Consider the following 14,761-nt stretch of genomic DNA (forward strand, 5'->3'; position numbering starts at 1 on the left):
GGTCGGCCGGCCCGGGGTCAGTTCAGATGCCGCACACCGTCATTGACGACGCGTCCCGCCACCCCCACCCAGCCCTCGGCGTTCCACGTGGTTTCGATGATCGATCCCTTGCCCTGGGTGACGTGGAGGTCGCGGCTGAGGTAGTCGGTGATGCGCATCGCGGCCGAGCCGGTCGCCTCGTCTTCCCGCACTCCGAGATTCGCGGCGAACATGCGGGCGCGCAGCGATCCGGTGGCCTGGTCGGTCCAGGCCCACAGGTAGTGCGCCGTGTCGTCGGGAAAGTCTCCCGGGTCGGCGGCGAGAAGCTCGTCGGCCGAACCGAATTCGTGGAGGCCGACCTCGGGCGCCCACTCCGAGCGGGCGCTGATTCCGGTGCGCTCGGCGGCGTAGCTCACCTGCACAAGCCCCGCCGACACCTGCAGCGTGTTGATCGGCGTCCCGTGCTCCCGCAGCCACCACGCCGCACCGACGGTCGGGTGTCCGGCGAACGCGATCTGGATCAGCGGGGTGTAGATGCTGGCGTGTGCCGTGGTTGACCCGGCGGCGGGAACGTCGACGAAAACCGTTTCGCTGTATCCCAATTGAGTGGCCAGCCGTTGCCGGTCGGCCGGTCCCACCTGGCGGGCATCCACGACGCCGAGTGGATTGCCGAAATTCCCGTCTTGATCGGTGAACACCCGCAACACGGTGACGTCGATACCCATGGCCCGACTGTACGGCCCCGGCCGCCGCGGCACCGACCAAGGTGGTTCAGGTGGCGCTGCGTTCGTCGGAATCCATGGCGTTCAGCACGGCGACGCGGGTGGGGGCCGGCCCGCTGACGGCCTTCTCGCCGCCGCCGGTGCGCAACAACGCGCGCAGGGCGGCCTGATCGTATTCGGCGGGCGCGGTGCTGTCGATGAAGCGCTCGACCACGTCGATGAAGCGGGCCGGGTCGTCGTGGAAGGGGAAGTGGCCGGAGCCTTCGAAAATCTCCAGGCGGGAGCCGGGCATGGCGGCGTGGGCCATCCGCGCATGCCCCACCGGGACGACCGAGTCCTTGGCGCCCCAGACGATCTGCACGGGGATGGCCTCGGTCAAATAGCAGCGGTCCAGCATGGTGACGATCTGCCCGCGCCAGTCCACCACCGCCCGCAACGTGCGGCTGAAGGCCGCCGAGGCCGTCGGCTCCGGCAGGTCGTCGAGGATGCGCAGCATGTTGGGCAGGTCGCGGCCCAGCCCCGTGCTGCCCAGCATCGTGCCCAGCACCCGCCCGAAGATCTGGACGGCCGGCAGCACCAGGGGCAGTCGCAGCAGCGCGAGGGCCTCACTGCCCATCGGCAACGAGGCCCACCGCAACACGAAGTTCACGTCCTTGGTGACGCCCCCGGCGCCGACCAGGATCAGGCGCTCCACCAAATGCGGGAACTGGTAAGCGAATTGCATGGCCACCCCGCCGCCCAGCGAGTGGCCCACGATGGTCACCCGCTCGATGTCGAGGACGCTGAGCAGGTCGCGCATCCCGTTGGCGTAGGCGGCGACCGAGTAGTCGGCGCGCGGTTTGTCCGATCGCCCGTGGCCCAGCAGGTCGGGGGCGATGACAGTGAACCGCTGGGCGAGCTTGGCCTGCACGGTATTCCACGTCGTCGAGTTGTCACCGATGCCGTGGACCAGCAGGATCGCCGGCCCGTCACCGGCGATCCGGTAGGCCCGCTTGTAGCCGTGAATGGTACGGAACTCCAGCCGCGGGGCGGCGACCTCACGCACCGGGCGGAGAGTGCTTTTGCGCTTCCGCTCGCTCATGTCGCCAACCTTGGTCTCGGGCCGCGATGAGGCCGGGTGGAAAGGTCAGACCTGGTCGTCGTCGTCCCGCTTTTTCTCCGCCTGCTGGGCGAGGAATCGCTCGAACTCTGCGCCAAGCTCGTCGCCGCTAGGCAGGTCCTCGTCCCGAGTTAGTAACGACCTGTTCTCCTGAGCGTCGATGAAGGCATCGTACTGGCGCTCGAGCGCGGTCACCACTTGAGCAACCTCCGCGCTCGCCTCGACCTGCTCGTCGATCTTGGCCCGGATCACTGCCGCCGCTTCGGTCAACGCCGTCAGCGGCAACTCGAGCGACGCGATCTTGGCCACCTGCTCGAGCAGGGCCTCGGCGGCGGCCGGGTAGTCGGTCTGCGTCAGGTAGTGGGGCACATGCACGGTGTAGCCGACGACCTCGTGACCGTGCTGGGCCATCCGGTACTCCAGCAGATTGGACGCGCTGGCCGGGACCTGGATCTCGGAGATCCACGGCGTGAACTCGGCGATCAGCTCGGGGTTGTTGGAGTGCGCCGTCATCGTGATGGGCCGCGTGTGCGGGACCGCCATCGGGACCGTGCCCAGGCCGATGGTCTGCCGCACGCCCAGACGCTCGGCCAGCAGGCGCACCGCGGTGATGAAGCGCTCCCACTTCAGATCCGGTTCCATGCCGGCGAGCAGCAGGAACGGGGTACCGATGGTGTCACGCAACGCGTACAAGCTCAGTTCCGGCTCGTCATAGTTCGTGAAGTGATCGGTCTTGAACGTCATCAGCGGCCGCCGCGACCGGTAGTCCAGCAATTCGTCGATGGCGAAGGACGCGACCAGCTCGGTGTCCAAAGCCGCCTTCAGGTGCGACGAGGCCAGCCGGATCGCGTGACCGGCGTCGGAGAAACCCTCCAACGCGTGCACCAGCACCGGGCCTCGGCCATCCGACGTCGACAACTGCGGCGCCGGCAGCTCGAGCTCGTACATGCCGGCCTGTCCCGGCTGGTAGTCCGGCTCCTGCGGGTCCTCATCGTGAGCCATCGGGATCGCCTCCTCTCGGGGGTTTCTCCATGGGTGCCCTACCAGTGTCCCCCGAATCAGTGGGCATCAATATCAAACAGCAATGTGAAGTTCGCGTTTCATCCAGAAGAGAACACGTCGGGGGTTGGCAGGGCGAGTCGCTTGCGGGTCGGGAGGGACGCGACGCGTTGAAGTCGGCTCGCCGTGCGGGTGTCAGGCATGATGAAACCGATGCGCGTACCGACCGTGATGCTGTGCCTGGTGGTCGCCGTGGCGACGTCAGTGACGTCGTGCAAGCGGCCGCCGGGCGATCATGCGTCGGCCCCGCCGGCCGCGCCTCCGCGGAGCAGCGCGCCGGTGCAGCGGCTCGGTCAGCCGCAGCAGAAGGCGGTGGCGGGGCCGGTGGACCCCGACAAGCGCGTCGGCGCGATCTTCATCGACGGCGGCCCGCTGCACGTGTGCACGGGCTCGGTCGTGCATTCGGCGGGCGGCAACCTGATGATCACCGCTGCGCACTGCCTGGCCGGGGCCTCCAAGATCACCTTCGTGCCCGGCTTCGCCGGCGACGCGCCCCCGGCTCCGGCCGACGTGTGGAAGGCCGACGCCGTTTATCTCGACCCCCGCTGGACCGCCAGCAAGGACCCCAACGCGGACTATGCAATCGCGCGGCTGAGCAACGACGCCGGGGACTCGGTCGAGTCAAGGACCGGCCTGGCGTTGACGCTGGGCACGACGCCGCCGCCGGGTAGCCACGTCACCGTGATGGGCTATCCGGCCGGCGTGGGCGGTGCGCCCATCGGGTGTCAGGCCAGCACGTCGTTGACCGAGGGCGGGTTCCCCTCGTTTCCGTGCGAGGGGCTGGTGGACGGCACCAGCGGCGCGCCCTGGGTCAGCGGCACCACGGTCACCGGGGTGATCGGTGGTTTCGAGCGCGGCGGGTGCGCCGCGAACGTGTCGTATTCGGCCCCGTTCGATGCGCAGACCGCGCAGCTGCTGACCCGCGCGGACGCCGGCGGGCCCGGCGACCCGGTTCCGGGCGAACTCGACGACAGCTGTTAGCGGCGGAACTGGTTGAGCGCGCGCACCTTGTTCATCACGTCGAGCGCCGCCACCTTGTAGGCCTCGGAAAAAGTCGGGTAGTTGAACACGGCGTCCACCAGGTATTCGACCGTGCCGCCGCAGCCCATGACGGCCTGCCCGATGTGCACCATCTCGGTGGCGCTGGTGCCGAAGATGTGCACGCCCAGCAGCTTGAGATCGTCGGTGGACACCAGCAGCTTGAGCATCCCGTAGGAGTCGCCGGCGATCTGGCCGCGCGCCAGCTCGCGGTAGCGGGCCACCCCCACCTCGTAGGGGATCGCGTTTTTGGTGAGCTCGACCTCGGTCGCCCCGACGTAGGACACCTCGGGGATGGAGTAGATGCCGATCGGCTGCAGCTCGGTGATGCCCTCGCACGCTTCGCCGAAGGCGTGGTAGGCCGCCAGCCGGCCCTGTTCCATCGAGGTCGCGGCCAGCGCCGGGAACCCGATCACGTCGCCGACGGCGTAGATGTGGGGCACCTTGGTCTGGAAGAAGTCGTCGACGAAGATCCGGCCGCGGTTGTCGGCCTCCAGCTCGGCGTTGTGCAGATCCAGGTGGTCGGTCTGGCCCTGCCGCCCGGCCGAGTACATCACCGTCTCCGCGGGAATCTGCTTGCCGCTGGCCAAGGTGGTGACGGTCCCCGCCGAGCCGACGTCGACCGCGGTCACCTCCTCGCCGAATCGGAACGTCACCGCCAGGTCGCGCAGGTGGAACTTCAGCGCCTCCACGACCTCGGGGTCGCAGAAGTCCAGCATGTCGCCCCGCTTCTCCACGACGGTGACCTTGGTGCCCAGCGCGGCGAACATCGAGGCGTACTCGATGCCGATCACCCCCGCGCCGACCACCACCATCGACGCGGGCAGCGATTTGAGGTCGAGGATCCCGTCGGAGTCGAGCACCCGCTCCTCGTCGAACTCGACGCCGGACGGTCGCGCCGGCCGGGTGCCGGTGGCGATGACGATGTATTTGCCGCTGACTAATAGCTTTTCGCGCCGGGAGGGGTCTTCGACCTCGATGGTGTGCGGGTCGACGAACCGCCCGTGGCCCAACAACAGGTCGATGCGGTTGCGCATCAACTGGTTGCGCACCACGTCGACTTCCTTGCCGATGACATGCTGGGTGCGGGCCAGCAGGTCGGCCGGGGTGATCTTTTCTTTGACGCGGTAGCTCGCGCCGTACAGTTCGCGCTGGCTCATCCCGGTCAGGTAAAGGACGGCCTCGCGCAACGTCTTTGACGGGATGGTGCCGGTCTGGACGCATACACCGCCGAGCATCTGGCCACGTTCGACGATCGCCACGGACTTGCCGAGCTTGGCCGAGGCGATGGCTGCCTTCTGCCCGCCGGGGCCCGAGCCGATGACTACCATGTCGTACTCTTGCGCCGAACTCATGGGGTAACAGTAGAGCAGCGGAACTCACAGTGCTGGGTTCATTCACAGGCCCGGGATTCCGCCGGTTCTGCGAGCGCCGGTTGACGGCGGGGACCGTCAGCGTGGTGCCCATGACGACGCATCGACCTGACTTCAAACTGAATCGTCCCGGCGCACTGATCGCCGCGCTGCCGGCCGTTCTCGGCTTTGTTCCCGAAAATTCATTGGTAGTGGTGTCTTTGGATGGCGGTGACCTCGGGGCGGTGATGCGGGTCGACCTGTCCGACGAGCTCGCCGCCCGAGTCGGCCACCTGGCCGATGTCGCCGCCGCGGCCCGGCCCGACGCCGCCATCGCGGTGATCGTCGACGCGGAGGGTGCGCACTGTCCGGGGTGCAACGACGAATACCGGCAGCTGTGTGACGCGCTGGCAAAGTCATTGTCGCAACACGACATCGAGCTGTGGGCCGCGCACGTGGTCGACCGGGTCGCGCTCGGCGGGCGCTGGCATTGTGTGGACGGCTGCGGTTCGAGCGGCCTGGTCGACGATCCCTCGGCGTCGCCGCTGGCGGCCGCGGCGGTGCTCGACGGCCGGCGGCTCTACGCGCGGCGCGCCGACCTGCAGGCCGTCATCGCCGTCGAGGACATCGCGCGGAGCGCCGAGCTGACCGGCGTGATCGACCGGCAGGCGACCAGGCGCGCGACGGCCCACCGCGCCAACCCGGGCCGCTGCGCGCGAAGCGACGTCAGGCACGCCATGGCGGCGGCCACGCGGGTGGCCGCCGGCGAGGCGCTGTCGGAGACCCAGCTGGCGAAGCTGGCCTGCGCGCTGACCGACGCGCAGGTGCGCGACATCCTCTACGCCCTGGCGGTCGGCGAGAACGCCGGGGCGGCGGAGTCGTTGTGGGCGTTGCTGGCGCGCACCCTGCCCGCGCCCTGGCGGGCCGAGGCGCTGGCGCTGCTGGCGTTCAGCGCCTACGCCCGCGGCGACGGTCCGCTGGCCGGGGTATCGCTGGAGGCCGCGTTGCGCTGCGAGCCCGAGCACCGGATGGCGGGCATGCTGGACACGGCGTTGCAGTCGGGGCTGCGGCCCGAGGACATCCGGGAACTGGCGCTCACCGGCTACCGACTGGCCAAAGAGCTCGGTGTGCGGATACCGCCACGGCGGGCGTTCGGCCGCCGGGCATGTTGAGCCGGCGCCGAGCGGTCAGACTTTCTCGACCTTGACGGCGTGCGCCATCTCGTGCGGCAGCGTGACGTTCTCGTGGCCCGGGATGACGATGGTGACCCCGGCGGGGCCGGTCTCGACGGTCACCCGGGCGTTGGGGACGACGCCGGCGTCCTTCAGGCGGGTGATCAGGTCGATGTCGCCTTGCACGTGCTCGGTCAGCTGGCGGACGACCACGGCCACCGGCGAGCCGGGCGGCAATTCGGTCAGCCGGACGAGGTTGGCGTCCTCGGCGCCGGATTCGGGGTCCACGCCCAGGTCCAGCAGTCCCGGAATCGGGTTGCCGAAGGGGGAGGTGGTCGGGTGGTTGAGCACCTTCACCAGCCGCCGCTCCACGTCCTCGCTCATCACGTGCTCCCACCGGCACGCCTCGGCGTGCACTTCCTCCCAGGGCACCCCGATGACGTCGACGAGCAGTCGTTCGGCGAGGCGGTGCTTGCGCATCACGGCGATGGCCAGCGCCCGGCCCTTGTCGGTGAGCTCGAGGTGGCGGTCGCCGGCGACGTGGAGCAGCCCGTCGCGCTCCATGCGGGACACGGTTTGGCTGACAGTCGGCCCACTCTGGTCGAGCCGCTCGGCGATGCGCGCACGCAGCGGCGTGACGCCCTCTTCTTCGAGGTCGTAGATGGTCCGCAAGTACATCTCGGTGGTGTCAACCAGGTCGTTCATTCAGCACCTTCCATCGACGCCGAGTCTACTTGGCCAGCTGCGCGAATGGGTGCAACGCTTCCCCGACAAGCAGTATGCCCGCCGCGTCCGCGGCGGGCATACCGTCTTGCTACTAGTTTTTGGAAGCCTCAGCTTGCGTACGACCGTAGCCGGTCGGCGCGCTCGCCGTGGCGGAGTTTGGACATTACGTCCCGTTCGATTTGTCGGACCCGCTCACGCGAGAGGCCGAACAGCTTGCCGATCTGGTCCAGGGTTCGTGGCTGGCCGTCGTCCAGGCCGAAGCGCAGCCGGATCACCTGGTGCTCGCGCTCGTCGAGAGTGGCGAGCACGCTGCGGATGTCGGTGTGCAGCAGCTCGGCGATCACCGCGTTCTCGGCGGACATGGCCTCGGCGTCCTCGATGAAATCGCCCAGCGGTGCTTCCTCTTCGGAGCCGACCGGCATGTCCAGGCTCACCGGGTCGCGGCTGTGCTCGAGCAGGTCGTTGATCTTCTCGACCGGGATGCCGGATTCGGCCGCCAGTTCCTCGTCGGTGGCCTCGCGGCCGAGGTTCTGGTGCATCTCCCGTTTGATCCGCGCCAGCTTGTTGACCTGCTCGACCAGGTGGACGGGCAGGCGGATGGTGCGGCTCTGGTCGGCCATGCCGCGGGTGATTGCCTGACGGATCCACCACGTCGCGTACGTGGAGAACTTGAAACCCTTTGTGTAGTCGAACTTCTCCATCGCGCGGATCAGCCCCAGGTTGCCCTCCTGGATCAGGTCCAGCAACGGCATGCCGCGACCCGTATAACGCTTGGCCAGCGACACCACCAGGCGCAGGTTGGCTTCCAGCAGGTGACGGCGCGCGGCCTGGCCATCGCGCACCACGGCCTCGAGGTCGCGTCGGCGGTTCTCGCCGAGGCGCTTACGCGTGTCGAGCAGATGCTCGGCGTAGAGCCCGGCCTCGATGCGCTTGGCCAGTTCAACTTCGCCCGCCGCGTTCAGCAGTGCCGTCTTACCGATGCCATTGAGATACACGCGCACGAGGTCAGCGGCGGGGCTTTGAGCATCCAGATCGCCGTCAAATCTGCTCGTGCTGGCGTTCGCCATAGCGACCTCCCGTTCGGCTTGTACTGTCATCGAGTTCAACGACAGATCAGCCCTGAGAGTTCCCAGCCGCTTGCCATCTCACACGTCTTGACGTGCACAGATGTGCCGTCGACCTGAGAATGTCCTAAGAAGTGTGACCCATTCCCGTCTCGCCGCTCGCCTCGGCTAGGGGATGATGTCGCCGCCCGGGCCCGGGGGCCAGCCCGGTTGCGGGCGGGGCGGCGCCTCGAGCGCCGGGTGCTCGGCCGTCGGGAACAACGGGGTGCGGCGGTGGGCGTCATCGAACCGCCGGGGCTCGTCGGAGCGCCGCGGCGGCCGGTCGTTGGCGATCAGGACGGCCATCCACGGCAAGGGCACCGACACCGCCACGATCGCCAGGGAGATCAGCCCGTTGTGCCACGCGCCGTACGCGAGCGCGGCCAGGATGAGCGCCGGGATGCGGAACGCCATCAGCGTCAGGTATTTCCGCACCCGTGCGCGGTGCTGCTCCTCGTAGGAGGGCTCGGCGGCGGTGATGAGGACTGGCCTGCCGTCGTCGTCGAATCCCAGCTGGGAATCGCGCTTCATTCCTCCACTGTCCCACACGGGACGGATTCCGGCAGGAGCGAGTTACGGGGCACAATGTGAGGCATGCAGACCCAGACGATCGAGCGCACCGACACCGACGAACGCGTCGACGACGGGACCGGCAGCGATACGCCGAAGTACTTTCACTACGTCAAGAAGGACAAGATCGCCGAGAGCGCGGTCATGGGCAACCACGTGGTGGCGTTGTGCGGGGAGGTCTTTCCCGTGACCAAGGCGGCCAAGCCCGGCTCGCCGGTCTGCCCGGACTGCAAGCGGATCTTCGACCGCATGAAGAAGGAGTAGGCCGGCCGGGGCGCCAACCGTCACAGCGTCACGTTGTCCGCGGGTGCCGGCTCCGGCGAGGGACCCGTCGGCCGCTTCAACACGGGCATGCGGGCTTCCAGCCACTTGCGCAGGCGGTGGGCGTGCGTCTTGGGCGCCGGGAACTCCTCTTGGACCGCGGCGTTGAGTTCGGCGCCCAGCATGACCGCGAAGCCACCGAAGAACGCGAACAACAGGAACGCGATCGGTGTGGCCAGCGCGCCGTACGTGTACCCGGTGCTGGTGATCCACGTGAGGTAGATCCGCAGGCCGAGCGTGGCGATCAGGAAGACCGCCGTGGCGAGCGCGGCCCCGAAGATCAGCCGGTGCGTCGGCAGCGGTTCGGGCAGCGACACCCGGTACAGAATGACCACCCCGACCAGCAGTCCGAGGATCAGCGCCGGGTAATACCCGTAGCGCAGCACGTTGGCCAGACCGTCCGGGATGTGCTCGCTCAACTTGCGCGGACCGACCACCAGCACCGGTGCGATCCCGACCACCACCACCAGCATCACCACGTAGAGGAACAGGGCAAAGAGCCGCTGCCGTACGGGATGCCGCAGGGGAGTCTGGTCGTGCGCCTCCACCACGGCATCGACGTAGGCCGAGATCGCCGACGATCCCGCCCACATCGAAATGAGGAAGCCGACCGACACCACCTCGCCGCGGGCATTCGCGGTGACGTCCCGGATGGTCGGCTCGATGATCTCGTTGACGACGCTGGGGGAGAAGAAGCTGCGGATCGCCGAGATGATGCTCGTCTCGATCGCCGTCATCGTGTCCGGGCCGAACAGCGGCGCCACGTAAGCCAGGCTGCCCAGCATCCCCAGCAGCAGTGGCGGTAGCGACAGTGCCGACCAGAAACCCGCCTGGGCCGACTCGGAAAAGATGGAATCATCCCAGCTTTTCGAGAGGGTCCTCAGACTGAGTCGCCAGATGTGATGGCGAGACGGTTTTGCGACTTGATCGCTCATATCCGTCCAGCATTACCGAAGACTGCCCCGCACGCCCACATTGCCGGCGGGTGAGTTCGGCGGACTAGCTCGCGCTGACCTCCAGGACGGCGGCAAGCTCGGTCAGCTTCGCCTCGTGCTCATTGGCGTGATGCTGGCAGAAGAGAAGCTCAGCTCCTGAAGGCAGCGTGGCACGGACTCGAGCCGCGGCACCGCAGCGATCGCAGCGGTCCGCACGGGTTAGCTCGGGACTGGTCAGAGTTGCATTCATGGCTTCTCCGTTCTTGCTTTTATTCACTCTCTCAGACGTATGGGGTTTTTGCGTTGTTCCCCGATCGTTATCGGGTGTGTCGTTTCTCACGGCCTGTAAACGTTTCGTTTCGTCGTGCTCTCTACAGTGATCACCCATGGCTTTCGCTCCTGACCTGCTGGTACATCTGTGCGGGGTGGACGAGTGGTCCCGTGCCCGCGCCCGCGGTGAAATTCGCCCCGACGCGTCTGGCGGCGGACGGTTCATCCATCTGTCGACGCCCGGGCAGGTGCACCTGCCGGCCAACCGGCTCTATCGCGGTCGCGGTGACTTGGTCCTGCTGCACATCGATCCGGCCCGCCTGGACTCCGAGGTGCGTTGGGAACCAGGTGTGGCAACGGATCCCGAGTCGATGCTGTTCCCGCACCTGTACGGCCCGCTGCCCACCGCCGCTGTGATTGGTGTCACCGATTACCGCCCGGGGCCGGACGGCACGTTCCCGCCGGCCGGGGACTCCGCGTAGGCGTCGGCTTCGATCTCCACCAGGAACTCGGGCGCGATCAGCGCGGACACCTCCACCATGGTCGCCGCGGGGCGGATGGCACCGAAGACCTGCGCGTGCACCGCGGCGACCTCGCGCCAGCGGGAGATGTCGGTGACGAAGATCCGGGTGCGGACCACGTCGGTGAGCGCCGCGCCCGCCTGGTGGAGCGCAATCTCGATGCGGTGCAAGGCATCTCGGGTCTGGGCCGCGATATCACCGGCCGGTCCGGCGCCGGTCGTCCCGGCCACCGACACGTGCGGGCCGACCCGTACCGCGCGCGAATAACCGACGGTCGTTTCGAACCCGGAGTCGGAGGAGATCAGTGTGCGGCTGACTGACATGCGCTCACCGTACGACGCCGCCGCCGCCGGTGCGACGGATTTTGGCACGGTGGTGAAAGTCGTTGCGCCGCAACCGCTCCGGCGAGGACGGCCGGTGACTCTCAGTCCAGGTAGTCGCGCAGGACCTGGGAACGGCTGGGGTGGCGCAGCTTTGACATCGTCTTGGATTCGATCTGCCGGATGCGCTCGCGGGTGACGCCGTAGACCTGGCCGATCTCGTCGAGGGTGCGCGGCTGGCCGTCGGTGAGGCCGAAGCGCAGCCGTACTACGCCGGCCTCACGCTCGGAGAGGGTCTCCAGCACCGATTGCAACTGGTCCTGCAGCAACGTGAACGACACCGCGTCGACCGCCACCACGGCCTCGCTGTCCTCGATGAAGTCACCCAGCTGGCTGTCGCCCTCGTCGCCGATGGTCTGGTCCAGCGAGATCGGCTCCCGGGCGTATTGCTGGATCTCCAGCACCTTTTCGGGTGTGATGTCCATTTCCTTGGCCAGCTCTTCGGGCGTGGGCTCGCGGCCCAGGTCCTGCAGCAGCTCGCGCTGGATGCGGCCCAGCTTGTTGATCACCTCGACCATGTGCACCGGGATGCGGATGGTGCGGGCCTGGTCGGCCATCGCGCGGGTGATGGCCTGACGGATCCACCAGGTCGCGTAGGTGGAGAACTTGTAGCCCTTGGTGTAGTCGAACTTCTCGACCGCGCGGATCAGGCCCAGGTTTCCTTCCTGGATGAGGTCGAGGAACGCCATGCCGCGACCGGTGTACCGCTTGGCCAGCGACACCACGAGGCGCAGGTTGGCTTCCAGCAGATGGTTTTTCGCGCGATCGCCGTCGCGGCAGATCCACATCATGTCGCGGCGCTGAGCGGCGGGCAGTTTGTCGCCGCGCTCGGCCATCTCGGCCATCAGCTGCGTCGCGTACAGGCCGGCTTCGATCCGCTTCGCCAGCTCGACCTCTTCTTCGGCGTTGAGCAGCGCCACCTTGCCGATCTGCTTGAGGTAGGCACGAACCGAGTCCGCTGAGGCGGTGAGTTCGGCGTCCTTGCGCGCCTGGCGCAGCGCCTCGGACTCGTCTTCGTCCCAGACGAAGTCGCCCGAGGCCTTGTCCTTTTCGGTCGGCTCGGCGATTTCTTCGTCCTCGTCGGCGGGAGCCTCGCCGGCCGCGGGGGCCGGGGCGGCTGCCTCTGCCTCGCTGTCGTCGGGGTCGGCCGGCTCGACGTCGGCGTCCTCGGTGTCGGCCGCGACTTCGTCTTCCAGGTCGTCGAGGCTCAGGTCGGCGGCGTCGATCTCGAGGTCTTCGCCGGGCTCGGCGTCGAGCTCCGCGTCGTCGAGGTCTTCGACGACGTCCAGGTCTACCTCGGGGTCCGCCGGGGCGCCCTTGGCCGCCTTGGTCCCGCGGCCCGGCGCGGCCTTGGCGGCGCGGGCCTTCTTCGGCTCGGCGGCGGCGTCGCCCTCGGGCTTGGCGGTCCGCGCCGGCGCCTTGGCGGGGCGCTTCGCGGGGGCCGACCCATTAGCGGCCTTGGCCGCCGAGCGCTTGGCGGGGGAGGACGGAGACTTGGTGGCGGTCCGTTTCACCGGCGCATCGGTTGCCGGGCTGGCCTTGGTCGGTGCCACTTACACCCCTTCGTTTGGGCTCACCTTCGGTGGGTATTGGGCATGGTCAACCGAAAGTGTCTGCTATGTCGATGTCGGCGTTGGATCAGCGTGGGTATGTGCACGCTATCGTTCGGGCGGTCGCCGTTGACCATTGTAACGACAGTGGGCGGTCGGACGGCTCTGCCGGGGAAAATCAGTGGGTCACGTCGGAGGTGGAGGCCATCGCCGCGCCGACTATTCCGGCCGTGTTGAGCAGGGCCGCAGCCACCACGGGGGTGCGGTTCTCGAGCAGCGGTAGCCACTTGTCGGCCTTGCGGCTGATGCCGCCCCCGGCGATGAACAGGTCCGGCCACACCGCGTTCTCGATGGCCACCAGCACCCGGGTGACCTGCGTGGCCCACTTCTCGTAGCTCCAGTTGTTCTTCTCTTTGACCGACGACGCCGCCCGCTGTTCGGCTTCTTTGCCGCCGACCTCGAGATGGCCCAACTCGGTGTTGGGTATCAGCGTGCCGTTGTGAATGACCGCCGAGCCGATTCCGGTGCCGAACGTGAGCAAGACGACCAGGCCGGACCGGTTTCTGCCCGCCCCGTAGTGCTCCTCGGCCAGCCCGGCGGCGTCGGCGTCGTTGAGGACCGTGACGTCCTGCCCGCCCAGCTCGGCGCTGATGATGTCCCGCGCGTTGGTGCCGATCCACGACTTGTCGACGTTGGCCGCCGTCTGCGCGACGCCGTGGGTGACGACACCGGGATAGGTCACGCCGAGCGGACCGGTCCAGCCGAACCCGTTGACCACCTCGGCGATGGTCTTCGCCACGGCCGCCGGCGTCGCCGGCTGCGGGGTGAGCAGCTTGATCCGTTCACCGATCAACTGCCCGGTGTCCATGTCGACGATGCCGCCCTTGATGCCGCTGCCGCCGACGTCGATGCCGAATCCCCGACGCTGTGGTGTGCCGACGGCGGCGCCGGTGCCGGGCATATCCGTGGTCGAGTCGGTGCTGGTCATCGAAGCTCCTGAGCGTGACTTGGGCTGTGCGCCCACCTTAGCCCGGCGCCCGTGTGGCGACGGCGTATCTGCGGGGCCGTGGCGCCTGTGATGCGATAGACCGGTGACCCGAGCAGATGACGAGCCCGCCCGGCTGCGCACGGTGGCCGAGGCGCTGGCCACGGAAGCCGCCGCCTTCGTGCGGCGTCGCCGGGTGGAGGTGTTCGGCGAAGCCGCGGCGGGTGACGGCAACGGCGCCGTGCGGTCCAAGACCACCCCCACCGATCCGGTGACCGTCGTCGACACGGAGACGGAGCGCCTGCTGCGGGACCGGCTGGCCCAATTGCGGCCCGGGGACCCGATTCTCGGCGAGGAGGGCGGCGGGCCGGCCGACCCGGCGGGCATGGCGGCGGGCGCGGTCACCTGGGTGCTCGATCCCATCGACGGCACGGTGAACTTCGTCTACGGCATTCCGGCCTACGCGGTCTCGGTCGGTGCGCAAGTGGACGGCGTATCCGTGGCCGGCGCGGTCGCCGACGTCGTGGGTGACCGGGTGTACTCGGCGGCGGCGGGCCTGGGCGCGCACGTCATCGACGAGCACGGGCTAAGACCGTTGCGGTGCGCCACGGTGGACGACCTGTCGATGGCGTTGCTGGGCACCGGTTTCGGTTACTCACGGCAGCGTCGGGCGACGCAGGCGGCGTTGTTGGCGCGGCTGCTGCCGGTGGTCCGCGACGTCCGTCGTATCGGGTCGGCTGCGCTGGATTTGTGCATGGTCGCGGCGGGCCGGCTCGACGCCTATTACGAGCACGGCCTGCAGCCATGGGATTGCGCCGCCGGTGCGTTGATCGCGGCCGAGGCGGGGGCGCGGGTGTCCTTGCCGCCGTTCGACATCGACGGCGCCGGTCTGGTGCTGGCCGCCGCGCCGGGAATTGCCGACGAGCTGCTGGCCGCCCTCGACGAGATCGACGGCCTGGACCCGATTCTCGATTGAGCC

The 14,761-nt window shown here is 68.3% G+C and carries 17 protein-coding genes; 5 read left to right on the forward strand and 12 right to left on the reverse strand.

The annotated features are described in order from the left end of the window. Positions 1 to 17: 17 nt before the first annotated feature. The 3 genes from G6N51_RS28190 to G6N51_RS28200 are packed head-to-tail and all read right to left on the reverse strand — an operon-like array spanning position 18 to position 2,802. Positions 18 to 704 carry a PhzF family phenazine biosynthesis protein gene (locus G6N51_RS28190; protein WP_083173732.1) on the reverse strand — a complete coding sequence of 229 codons (687 nt, stop codon included), beginning with the start codon at positions 702 to 704 and terminating at the stop codon, positions 18 to 20. 46 nt (positions 705 to 750) lie between these two features. Continuing rightward, entirely contained in the window at positions 751 to 1,782 is a 1,032-nt protein-coding gene (locus G6N51_RS28195; protein WP_083173733.1) for an alpha/beta fold hydrolase, read from the reverse strand. Between the two features lie 45 nt (positions 1,783 to 1,827). Continuing rightward, positions 1,828 to 2,802, reverse strand: a complete 975-nt coding sequence (locus G6N51_RS28200) for a proteasome assembly chaperone family protein (protein WP_083173734.1) — start codon at positions 2,800 to 2,802, stop codon at positions 1,828 to 1,830. A 198-nt stretch (positions 2,803 to 3,000) separates the two neighbouring features. On the opposite strand from G6N51_RS28200, the gene G6N51_RS28205 reads away from it, so the two are divergent. Next, complete coding sequence (locus tag G6N51_RS28205; RefSeq protein ID WP_083173735.1) at positions 3,001 to 3,840, forward strand: trypsin-like serine peptidase; 840 nt, start codon at positions 3,001 to 3,003, stop codon at positions 3,838 to 3,840. On the opposite strand, the gene sthA is transcribed toward G6N51_RS28205, so the two are convergent. Next, positions 3,837 to 5,252 carry a Si-specific NAD(P)(+) transhydrogenase gene (sthA, locus tag G6N51_RS28210; protein ID WP_083173736.1) on the reverse strand — a complete coding sequence of 472 codons (1,416 nt, stop codon included), beginning with the start codon at positions 5,250 to 5,252 and terminating at the stop codon, positions 3,837 to 3,839. The two genes, G6N51_RS28205 and sthA, sit on opposite strands and share 4 nt — an antisense overlap. A 110-nt stretch (positions 5,253 to 5,362) precedes the next feature. Between sthA and G6N51_RS28215 the strand changes: the two genes are divergently transcribed. Beyond that, positions 5,363 to 6,421 (forward strand): DUF4192 domain-containing protein, encoded by a 1,059-nt coding sequence (locus G6N51_RS28215; protein ID WP_083173737.1) that lies wholly within the window; start codon positions 5,363 to 5,365, stop codon positions 6,419 to 6,421. A gap of 15 nt (positions 6,422 to 6,436) precedes the next feature. Here the strand turns inward: G6N51_RS28215 and G6N51_RS28220 are convergent, their stop codons facing one another. The 3 genes from G6N51_RS28220 to G6N51_RS28230 form a co-directional block, all read right to left on the reverse strand. Then, positions 6,437 to 7,126 (reverse strand): metal-dependent transcriptional regulator, encoded by a 690-nt coding sequence (locus G6N51_RS28220; protein ID WP_083173738.1) that lies wholly within the window; start codon positions 7,124 to 7,126, stop codon positions 6,437 to 6,439. 128 nt (positions 7,127 to 7,254) lie between these two features. After that, complete coding sequence (sigB, locus tag G6N51_RS28225; protein WP_083173739.1) at positions 7,255 to 8,244, reverse strand: sigma-70 family RNA polymerase sigma factor SigB; 990 nt, start codon at positions 8,242 to 8,244, stop codon at positions 7,255 to 7,257. 135 nt (positions 8,245 to 8,379) lie between these two features. After that, positions 8,380 to 8,799: a DUF3099 domain-containing protein gene (locus G6N51_RS28230; RefSeq protein ID WP_142275114.1), complete on the reverse strand. Its 420-nt coding sequence runs from the start codon at positions 8,797 to 8,799 to the stop codon at positions 8,380 to 8,382. 45 nt (positions 8,800 to 8,844) lie between these two features. On the opposite strand from G6N51_RS28230, the gene G6N51_RS28235 reads away from it, so the two are divergent. Next, entirely contained in the window at positions 8,845 to 9,084 is a 240-nt protein-coding gene (locus G6N51_RS28235; protein ID WP_083173741.1) for a DUF3039 domain-containing protein, read from the forward strand. Between the two features lie 20 nt (positions 9,085 to 9,104). Here the strand turns inward: G6N51_RS28235 and G6N51_RS28240 are convergent, their stop codons facing one another. Further along, a complete protein-coding gene (locus tag G6N51_RS28240; protein WP_083173742.1) occupies positions 9,105 to 10,076 on the reverse strand; it encodes a YihY/virulence factor BrkB family protein in 972 nt (323 codons plus the stop codon). A 64-nt stretch (positions 10,077 to 10,140) separates the two neighbouring features. After that, entirely contained in the window at positions 10,141 to 10,326 is a 186-nt protein-coding gene (locus G6N51_RS28245) for a DUF7455 domain-containing protein (protein WP_083173743.1), read from the reverse strand. 136 nt (positions 10,327 to 10,462) lie between these two features. On the opposite strand from G6N51_RS28245, the gene G6N51_RS28250 reads away from it, so the two are divergent. Then, the gene (locus G6N51_RS28250; protein WP_083173744.1) at positions 10,463 to 10,828 is read left to right on the forward strand and encodes a DUF952 domain-containing protein; all 366 of its coding nucleotides are present in this window, start codon (positions 10,463 to 10,465) and stop codon (positions 10,826 to 10,828) included. Here G6N51_RS28250 and G6N51_RS28255 read toward each other — a convergent pair. The 3 genes from G6N51_RS28255 to ppgK all read right to left on the reverse strand — a co-directional run bounded on the left by G6N51_RS28255 (position 10,777) and on the right by ppgK (position 13,758). Continuing rightward, entirely contained in the window at positions 10,777 to 11,190 is a 414-nt protein-coding gene (locus tag G6N51_RS28255; protein ID WP_083173769.1) for a RidA family protein, read from the reverse strand. The two genes, G6N51_RS28250 and G6N51_RS28255, sit on opposite strands and share 52 nt — an antisense overlap. Before the next feature lie 101 nt (positions 11,191 to 11,291). Beyond that, entirely contained in the window at positions 11,292 to 12,800 is a 1,509-nt protein-coding gene (locus tag G6N51_RS28260; protein ID WP_142275115.1) for an RNA polymerase sigma factor, read from the reverse strand. A 175-nt stretch (positions 12,801 to 12,975) separates the two neighbouring features. Continuing rightward, positions 12,976 to 13,758, reverse strand: a complete 783-nt coding sequence (ppgK, locus tag G6N51_RS28265) for a polyphosphate--glucose phosphotransferase (RefSeq protein WP_372510049.1) — start codon at positions 13,756 to 13,758, stop codon at positions 12,976 to 12,978. Between the two features lie 130 nt (positions 13,759 to 13,888). Between ppgK and G6N51_RS28270 the strand changes: the two genes are divergently transcribed. Beyond that, complete coding sequence (locus tag G6N51_RS28270) at positions 13,889 to 14,758, forward strand: inositol monophosphatase family protein (protein ID WP_083173746.1); 870 nt, start codon at positions 13,889 to 13,891, stop codon at positions 14,756 to 14,758. The last annotated feature ends 3 nt before the right edge of the window (positions 14,759 to 14,761 follow it).

Origin of the sequence: Mycobacterium paraseoulense, from assembly GCF_010731655.1 — a bacterium.
Lineage (GTDB): Bacteria > Actinomycetota > Actinomycetes > Mycobacteriales > Mycobacteriaceae > Mycobacterium > Mycobacterium paraseoulense.